Genomic DNA, 7,810 nt, shown 5'->3' with positions numbered 1-7,810 from the left:
CGCGGGGTGCCCGCCCGCCCCCCCCCTCTGCCCCCCGGGGGGTGGGCCCCCCCCCCCGCCCGCCTCCGCCGCGCCCCCCCGCCGGGGCCCGCCCCCCGCCCCCCCCCCCGGACCCGGGGGGGCGGCGACGGTCGCGATCCCGGTGACCACCAGCGCGCACCCCGCCGCCGCGCCCAGGGCGACGGGCGGCGCCACGAGGACCACGAGGAGCCCGCCGATCAGGGCCCCGGACACCAGGGCGCCGACGCTCAGCGCCTGGCGCACGGCCACCCCCCGGTCGTGCGCCGGGGCGCCCGTGTCGCCGATCAGCCCGACCAGGGTGCGGGTCATCACGGTCGTCGTCAGGCCGCCGATGCCCACGCGCCCGGCCATGGCGTTCTGGATGCCCATCGCCACCGCGCACAGCGGTACCAGTACGTGCCGCGGCCCGTCGAGCGCGTGCAGTGCCGTGGCCGTCCCGAGCAGCACGGTCTCGCATCCCGCGGCGGCGCTCACCAGCGTTACCGGGGGGTGCAGCCGGGCCAGGGCCGCGCGGCAGAAGAGGATGCCCACGGCGAACCCGCCCAGCGCCAGGAGCGAGGTGACGGCGGAGAAACCGGGCGCCCCGGCGAGGCCCAGGCTGACGAAGACCAGGTTGCCCGTCATGTTCGCCACGAAGACATGGCCCAGGCTGAGGATGCTCACCGCGTCGATCAGCCCGCTGAGCACGGTGAGGATGAGCAGCAGCACGGTCAGCAGGCGCCGCCGGTCCCCGTCCGGGCCACCGCTCATGTCCAGCCGCCTTCCGCAGGGTTTCGGTGCCCATCCTGGTCAGGATGCACCGGGCCGGGGCCCGGAGCAGACTTGTGCGTGTCCGCCCGGACCCGGGCGCGCCCCGACACGAAGGAGCGTGGTGATGGCGGAACCGCTGCCGCAGCCGGTGCTCAGCCCTCTCACCACGTCGGCGATCTTCCTCGTCGTGACGGTCGACCCCGGAGGCGAGGCGGCCGCCCGCGACCTGCTGGAGAACCTGTCCGGGCTGCAGCGCTCGGTGGGCTTCGGTACGCCGGACGGCCGGCTGAGCTGCGTCGCGGGGGTGGGCTCGCAGGTGTGGGGCCGGCTCTTCTCCGGACCGCGGCCCGCCGAACTGCACCCCTTCCTGGAGCTGACCGGGGCCCGGCACCAGGCCCCCGCCACCCCGGGCGACCTGCTGTTCCACGTCCGGGCCACCCGGCTGGACCTCTGCTTCGGGCTGGCCGCCCTGATCATGGAGCGGCTGCGCGACCACGTCACGGTCCGCGACGAGGTGCACGGCTTCAAGTACCGCGACGTGCGCGACCTGCTGGGCTTTGTCGACGGCACCGAGAACCCGGTGGGCCCCGAGGCGACCGAAGCGGTCGTGATCGGCGACGAGGACCCGGACTTCGCGGGCGGCAGCTATGTGATCGTGCAGAAGTACCTCCACGACCTCGAGGCCTGGAACGCCCTGCCCGTGGAGGCGCAGGAGAAGGCGATCGGGCGCTCGAAACTGGACAACATCGAGATGGACGACGACGTCAAGCCCGTTGACTCCCACGTCGCCCTGACCACGATCACCGAACCCGACGGCACGGAGCGGCAGATCCTCCGCGACAACATGCCCTTCGGCCGGGTCGGGAACGGCGAGTTCGGGACGTACTTCATCGGCTACGCCCGGACCCCCGGGGTCACCGAGCAGATGCTGCGCAACATGTTCCTCGGCGCCGGACAGGCCGGCCACGACCGGATCCTGGACTTCTCCCGGGCCGTCACCGGCACGCTGTTCTTCGTCCCGTCCGCCGACTTCCTGGACGACCTTCCCGATCCCCCCGCCGTCGCGGCCGTCCCGGCCGCCGAGTCGCTGGGGATCGGCGACCTGAGGAAGACCGTCACATCATGAACAACCTGCACCGCGAACTCGCCCCGATCTCCGCGGCCGCCTGGGACGACCTGGAGGAGGAGGCACGCCGGACGTTCAAGCGCCATGTCGCCGCCCGCAGGATCGTCGACGTGCCCGAGGCCGCCGGATCCGAGCTGGCGGGGGTGAACACGGGCCACCTCGACCCGATCGCCCCTCCGGGCGACGAGGTCGCCGCCCACGTGCGCCGCTCGCAGCCGGTCGTCGAGCTGCGCGTGCCCTTCACGGTCGACCGCCGCGAGGTCGACACCGTGGAGCGCGGCGCCAGGGACGCGGACTGGCAGCCGGTGAAGGACGCCGCCCGGCGCATCGCGTTCACCGAGGACCGGGCGGTCTTCGAGGGGTACGAGGCGGGCGGCATCACGGGCATCCGCGCGAGCGCGTCGAACCCCCCGCTGACCCTGCCCGAGGACGTGCGCGACTACCCCAACGCCGTCAGCCAGGCCATCTCCGCCCTCCGCCTCGCGGGCGTCGGCGGTCCGTACACGCTCGCGCTCAGTGCCGACGCGTACACGGCCGTCAACGAGACCTCCCACTACGGCTACCCGATCCACGCCCATCTGGCCCGGCTCCTCGACGGCGAGATCGTCTGGGCGCCCGCCATCGACGGGGCGTTCCTGCTCTCCACCCGGGGCGGCGACTTCGAGCTGCGCATCGGCCAGGACGTGTCCATCGGCTATCTGTCGCACGACGACACCAGCGTCCGGCTGTACTTCCAGGAGAGCCTCACCTTCCTGGTGCACACCGCGGAGGCGGCGGTCGCGATCGCGGCCGCGTGACGGGGCCCATCACGGGTATTCGCCCGTTATGAGTGGAAAGCACAGGAAGACGTCGCTGTGGCCGCACCGCCCCCAGGGCAGGACCGGCGGGCCCGCCCGGCATGCCGCCCCGCCGCCCGAGGACGCTCGCGAGAACCCGCCCGACGACCTGCCGCCGGCCCACGTCCCGGTGGTCCCCGGCACCCACGTCGACGGCACGGAGGCGCCCCACCACCGCGCGTGAGCGGCCGCCACCCGTTCGGTGTGCGGGCTCGCGCACCGGTCCGGGCTGCGGGGACCGGGCCGCGGTCTGCTGACGGACCATCATGAAGTGTGCCCCCGTCCGGGTGGAGCGGACCGGGAGGGCGTGACACGTTCCGTCACTGCGGGGACCGATTGTGTGATTATTCGGCCGCCCGCTTGGAGGTAGTACGCCATGACGTCAGTGACGGAATGTCAGTCCGCCCGCCCCGTGCCGGAGGTGCGGGTCCGATGACGATGCACACCGAGAACGAGATCGTCATCGACGCCCCCCTGCAGTACGTGTGGCTGCGGACCAACGACGTCGCCGGCTGGCCCACCCTCTTCAGCGAGTACGCCGAGGCCGAGATCATCGCCCAGGAGGGCGACACCACCCGGTTCCGCCTCACCATGCACCCCGACGAGAAGGGCCGCGTCTGGTCCTGGATCTCGGAGCGCACCGTCGACCGGGCCACCCGTACCGTGCGGGCCCGGCGGGTGGAGACCGGGCCGTTCGAGTTCATGAACATCTACTGGCAGTACGAGGAGCTCGGCCCCGAGAGCACCCGCATGCGCTGGCTGCAGGACTTCCGGATGAAGGTGGACGCCCCCGTCGACGACGAGGGGATGCGGCAGCGGATCAACACCAACTCCCGGGTGCAGATGCAGCTCATCAAGGACCGGCTGGAGTCCCGCAGGATCCGGCCCGTCGGCACCCTGGACACGCACGCGGACACCCGGCGCGGCGGCGACATCCGCACCCTGCTCTCCACCACCTCGGTCGGCACGACGGACGGCTTCTGCGGCATGGTCACGGTCGGCCCCGGTGAGGCCGTGGCCGAGCACTACCACCCGTACTCGCAGGAGCACCTGGTGGTCGTGGAGGGCGAGGTGCGGGTCGACCTCGACGGTTCGCCGCGCAGCGTCGCCGCCAACGAGGCCCTGCTCATCCCGCGCGGGGTCCGCCACCGGGTGGTGAACACCTCCGGCGCCGTCGCCCGCGCCGTGTTCTTCCTCGCCCCGCTCGCGCCGCGCCCCGATCTGGGGCACGTGGACACCGAGAGCCGTGAGCAGGCCGCCGCCATCGCCCGCGCCGCCACCGCGGCGGGACCGGCGACGGAGGGCCCGGCACCGGGCCGCGAACTGGTCGACCGGTGACCGGAGGCCGCACCGCGCGCAGAGTCGTGGTGACGGGCGTCGGAGCCGTCGCCCCCGGCGGCGCCGGGCGGGAGGCGTTCTGGGAGCGGATCGTCGGGGGCAGGCCGGCGATCCGCCGGATCAGCCGCTTCGACCCGTCCCGGTACCGCTCGCGGATCGCCGCCGAGGCCGACTTCGACCCCGTCGCGGCGGGCCTCACCCCCCAGGAGATACGACGCAACGGCCGCTTCGCCCAGTTCGTGCTCGCCGCCGCCGCCGAGGCGCTCGCCGACAGCGGGCTGCGCCCGGAACGTGCGGACACCCGGCGCATCGGGGTCTGCGTCGGCACCGCCGTCGGCGCCACGGTCACCCTGGAGGACGAGTACGTCGTGGCCAGCGACGGCGGCCGGCACTGGGAGGTCGGCCCCGATCACGGCATGCCCTTCCTCCACCGGGCGATGCACCCCTCCTCGGCGGCGGCCGAGCTCTCGTTGCGGCACGGCCTGCACGGGCCGTCCTCGGTCGTCTCCACCGGCTGCACCTCCGGCATCGACGCGATCGGCTGCGCCTTCCAGACGCTGCGCGACGGCGAGGCCGACGTCATGCTGGCCGGTGCGGGTGAGGCGCCCATCTCCCCGGTCACCGTGGCCTGCTTCGACGCGATCGGCGCCACCACCGCCTTCGCGGGCGACCCCGCCCAGGCGCCGGCACCCTTCGACGACCGGCGTGACGGCTTCGTCCTCGGCGAGGGCGGCGCCGTGCTCGTCCTGGAGGAACTGGCGCACGCCCGCGCCCGGGGCGCGTCCGTCTACTGCGAGGTGCGCGGCTGGGACAACCGGACCGGGGCTTACCACATGACCGGTCTGCGCCCCGACGGCTACGAACTGAGCGAGGCCGTCATCTCCGCCATGTCGGAGGCCGGCATCGCCCCCGAGCAGCTCGACTGGATCAGCGCCCACGGCTCCGGCACGGTGCAGAGCGACCGCTACGAGACCGCCGCGTACAAGCGCGCCCTCGGCGAGCACGCGCACAAGGTCCCCGTCAGCTCCATCAAGTCCGTCATCGGCCACTGCCTCGGCGCGGCGGGCGCGCTGGAGATGGCCGCCTGCGCGCTCGCCGTCCGGCGGGGCGTGATCCCGCCGACCGCCAACCTCCTGCGGCCCGACCCGCTGTGCGACCTCGACTACACGCCGGTCCTCGCCCGCGAGCGGCGGGTGCGGCACGCGCTGTCGGTGGCCTCCGGACTCGGCGGGTTCCAGTCGGCGATGGTCTTCTCGGCCCTGGAGCCGGACCCGGAACGGGAGGCGGAGGCATGACCACACGCGCGGTGCTCAGCGGGCTCGGGGTGGTCGCCCCCACCGGTGTCGGCACCCGGCCGTACTGGCGGGCCACCGTCGCCGGCCGCAACGGCATCCGGCCGATCGGCAGGCCCGACGCGAGCCGCTCCCCGGTCGTACTGGCCGGTGAGGTCACCGGGTTCGACGCCGCCCGCTGGATCGACGGCAGACTGCGCGCCGAGACCGACCGGTGGACCTGGTTCGCCCTGGCCGCGGCCGAGATGGCACTGGCCGACGCGGCGCTCCGGCCCGCCGACCACCCACCGTTCCACCTGTCGGTGGTCACCTCCAGCGGTTCCGGCGGCAACGAGTCCGGTCAGCGGGAGACCCATGCCCTGTGGGCGCGGCATCCAGGCGAGGTGAACCCCCACCAGTCCATCGCCTGGTTCCACGCGGCCGGCGCCGCCCAGATCTCCATCCGGCACGGGCTGACCGGCGGCTGCGGCGTCGTCGCCGCCGACGGGGCGGGCGGGCTGGACGCGCTCAAGCACGCCTGGCGGCTGTTGCGGCGCGGCGGCAAGGCGGTGATCGTCGGGGGCACCGAGGCGCCGCTGTCCCCCTTCGCCCTCGCCTGCCAGTCCACCCTGCCCACGGTGCACCGCGGCACCGACCCCGAGCGGGCCTATCTGCCCTTCAGCCCGCACGCCTCGGGATTCGTCCCTGGTGAGGGCGGCGCCCTGATGGTCCTGGAGGAGAAGGCGCACGCCGCGGAGCGGGGCGTGCGCGGCTACGCCGAACTGCTCGGCCACGCCGCCACGCACGACGCGCACCACCACACCGCCCCCGCGCCCGACGGCGTCCAACTGGCCCGGGCCGTCACCACGGCACTGGAGCAGGCCGGACGCGCCCCCGAGGACGTGGACGCGGTCTTCGCCGACGGCGCCGGCGATCCGGCCGGGGACGCGGCGGAGGCGGCGGCGCTGCACCGGGTCTTCGGCGACCGGCTGGCGGACGTGCCGGTGACGGTGCCCAAGGCCGCGGTCGGGCGGCTGACCTCGGGCGCGGGCGCACTGGACACGGTCGCCGCCGCCCTCGCCCTGCGCACCGGGGTGCTCCCCCCCACCCGCGGCGGCGACGCGCGCGCCGCCCGGGAGCGGTACGGCATCCGCCTGACCACCCGCTGGACCCGGCCCGAGCGGCTGGACACGGCGGTGGTGCTGGCCCGCGGCACCGGCGGGTTCAACAGCGTCGTCGTCCTCGGCTCGTTGGAGGGGAACTCCTGCTATTAGTGTCGCGCCCTACGGCCTGGGGGTGAGAGAGGGGATTCCCGGAGCGATATCCGTCACGTCCGCCCGGTGGGGGCGTTTCTCCTGATGTCGGCGTCCGGAGGGCGTCGTTGCAATCCCGGAGGAGAGACTCCCCATGCTGAAGAAGGCTCTCGCCTGCGCTGCTCCGGCCGTCGCGGCAACCGGCGGCACTACTCGCAGAACGTCAACCCGATCCCGCACCCCTGCATCGACGTGAAGCGCGTCAACGCCCTCAACCCGCTCTCCCGGTCGGCCTCCTGACCGAGACCAGTGGTCGGCAGTGCAACGAGAAGCCGAAGGTCGTCGACGGGCACACGTCGGCACTCTCCGACCTGATCGACGCAGGAGCGTGACAGAACTGACGCGGCCAAGCACGCGAAGGGCCCGGCCCCACGGAATTCCGTGGGGCCGGGCCCTTTTCGCGGTCCGCTTCCCTGACGCATGCACACGGGCGACGGCCGCCCCCGTGGATCGGGGGCGGCCGCCGGAGAACCCGCCCGGTGTCAGTTCTGGTACGCGCCGACGTCGGCGAGATCCGACAGTGCCGACTTGTGCGCGTCCACCACCTTCGACTTCTCGTTGCACCGCCGGGCACCGGCCCCGGTCAGCGCGTCGATCGGAGCACCGCTCAATGCGTTGATGCGCTTCACGTCGAGGCAGAGGTGCCGCAGGACGTTGACGTCCTGCGAGTACGCTCCACCGTGGACGTCGGAGGCCTGGGCGGTCGGCGCGAGGGCCGCGGCGCTGCCGGTAGGGCCACCGCGAGTGTGGCGCAGGCGAGTGCCTTCTTCAGCATGTTGCGAGTGCTCCAGATCCGGTGCGGACCGATGGCGGGGCGCCGGAGGCGCCGCCGTCAGGCGTTGATGCAGGCGTTGCCGGCCGTGAAGTTCAGCAGCCCGCCCCAGTTGTGGCTGTTGCCGCAGATGTTGATCGGGTGGTTGAACGGCAGCTGGGTGACGTTGCCGCTGTGGAAACCCGGGGAGCCGATGGCCGCGCCCTCCGCGGAGGCACCGCCGCGGTCGTAGTGGTGGCCCTTGCCACCGTCGCTGGCGAGCGCGCCGCCCGCACTGCCCACAACCGCGACACCGGCCGCGACGGTCAGCACTGCGGCCTTCGAGAGACGCTTCACGAGCTTTTCCTTTCCTTGGTCACTGACGTGCGGTCTGGTCAACGACG

The 7,810-nt window shown here is 73.6% G+C and carries 9 protein-coding genes; 6 read left to right on the top strand and 3 right to left on the bottom strand.

Annotated features, from left to right (window positions below; translation table 11 throughout):
- Nucleotides 1–771, bottom strand: a 771-nt coding sequence (locus ACWDAS_RS30480; protein ID WP_450397474.1) for a YoaK family protein, incomplete at its 3' end; no start/stop codon positions are given.
- A 124-nt stretch (nt 772–895) separates the two neighbouring features.
- On the opposite strand from ACWDAS_RS30480, the gene ACWDAS_RS30475 reads away from it, so the two are divergent.
- The 6 genes from ACWDAS_RS30475 to ACWDAS_RS30450 all read left to right on the top strand — a co-directional run bounded on the left by ACWDAS_RS30475 (nt 896) and on the right by ACWDAS_RS30450 (nt 6,616).
- On the top strand, nt 896–1,897 hold the full coding sequence (locus ACWDAS_RS30475; protein ID WP_450397472.1) for a Dyp-type peroxidase: 1,002 nt from the start codon (nt 896–898) through the stop codon (nt 1,895–1,897).
- On the top strand, nt 1,894–2,694 hold the full coding sequence (locus tag ACWDAS_RS30470) for a family 1 encapsulin nanocompartment shell protein (RefSeq protein WP_450397470.1): 801 nt from the start codon (nt 1,894–1,896) through the stop codon (nt 2,692–2,694). Before ACWDAS_RS30475 ends, ACWDAS_RS30470 begins: the two co-directional genes overlap by 4 nt.
- A gap of 28 nt (nt 2,695–2,722) precedes the next feature.
- Complete coding sequence (locus ACWDAS_RS30465; protein ID WP_450397468.1) at nt 2,723–2,917, top strand: hypothetical protein; 195 nt, start codon at nt 2,723–2,725, stop codon at nt 2,915–2,917.
- Nucleotides 2,918–3,165: 248 nt separating this feature from the next.
- On the top strand, nt 3,166–4,071 hold the full coding sequence (locus tag ACWDAS_RS30460; RefSeq protein WP_450397467.1) for a cupin domain-containing protein: 906 nt from the start codon (nt 3,166–3,168) through the stop codon (nt 4,069–4,071).
- Between the two features lie 29 nt (nt 4,072–4,100).
- Nucleotides 4,101–5,366 carry a beta-ketoacyl-[acyl-carrier-protein] synthase family protein gene (locus ACWDAS_RS30455; RefSeq protein ID WP_450397465.1) on the top strand — a complete coding sequence of 422 codons (1,266 nt, stop codon included), beginning with the start codon at nt 4,101–4,103 and terminating at the stop codon, nt 5,364–5,366.
- Entirely contained in the window at nt 5,363–6,616 is a 1,254-nt protein-coding gene (locus ACWDAS_RS30450; RefSeq protein WP_450397464.1) for a beta-ketoacyl synthase N-terminal-like domain-containing protein, read from the top strand. The genes ACWDAS_RS30455 and ACWDAS_RS30450 overlap by 4 nt, the downstream gene beginning before the upstream one ends.
- A 521-nt stretch (nt 6,617–7,137) precedes the next feature.
- On the opposite strand, the gene ACWDAS_RS30445 is transcribed toward ACWDAS_RS30450, so the two are convergent.
- Nucleotides 7,138–7,284, bottom strand: a complete 147-nt coding sequence (locus ACWDAS_RS30445) for a hypothetical protein (protein WP_450397463.1) — start codon at nt 7,282–7,284, stop codon at nt 7,138–7,140.
- A gap of 203 nt (nt 7,285–7,487) precedes the next feature.
- Entirely contained in the window at nt 7,488–7,763 is a 276-nt protein-coding gene (locus tag ACWDAS_RS30440) for a chaplin (RefSeq protein ID WP_450397461.1), read from the bottom strand.
- Nucleotides 7,764–7,810 lie beyond the last annotated feature (47 nt).

The organism is Streptomyces sp. NPDC001070 (assembly GCF_053598835.1).
Note: the sequence above shows the minus strand (reverse complement) of the source record. Positions and strands in the feature narration are given on the sequence as shown.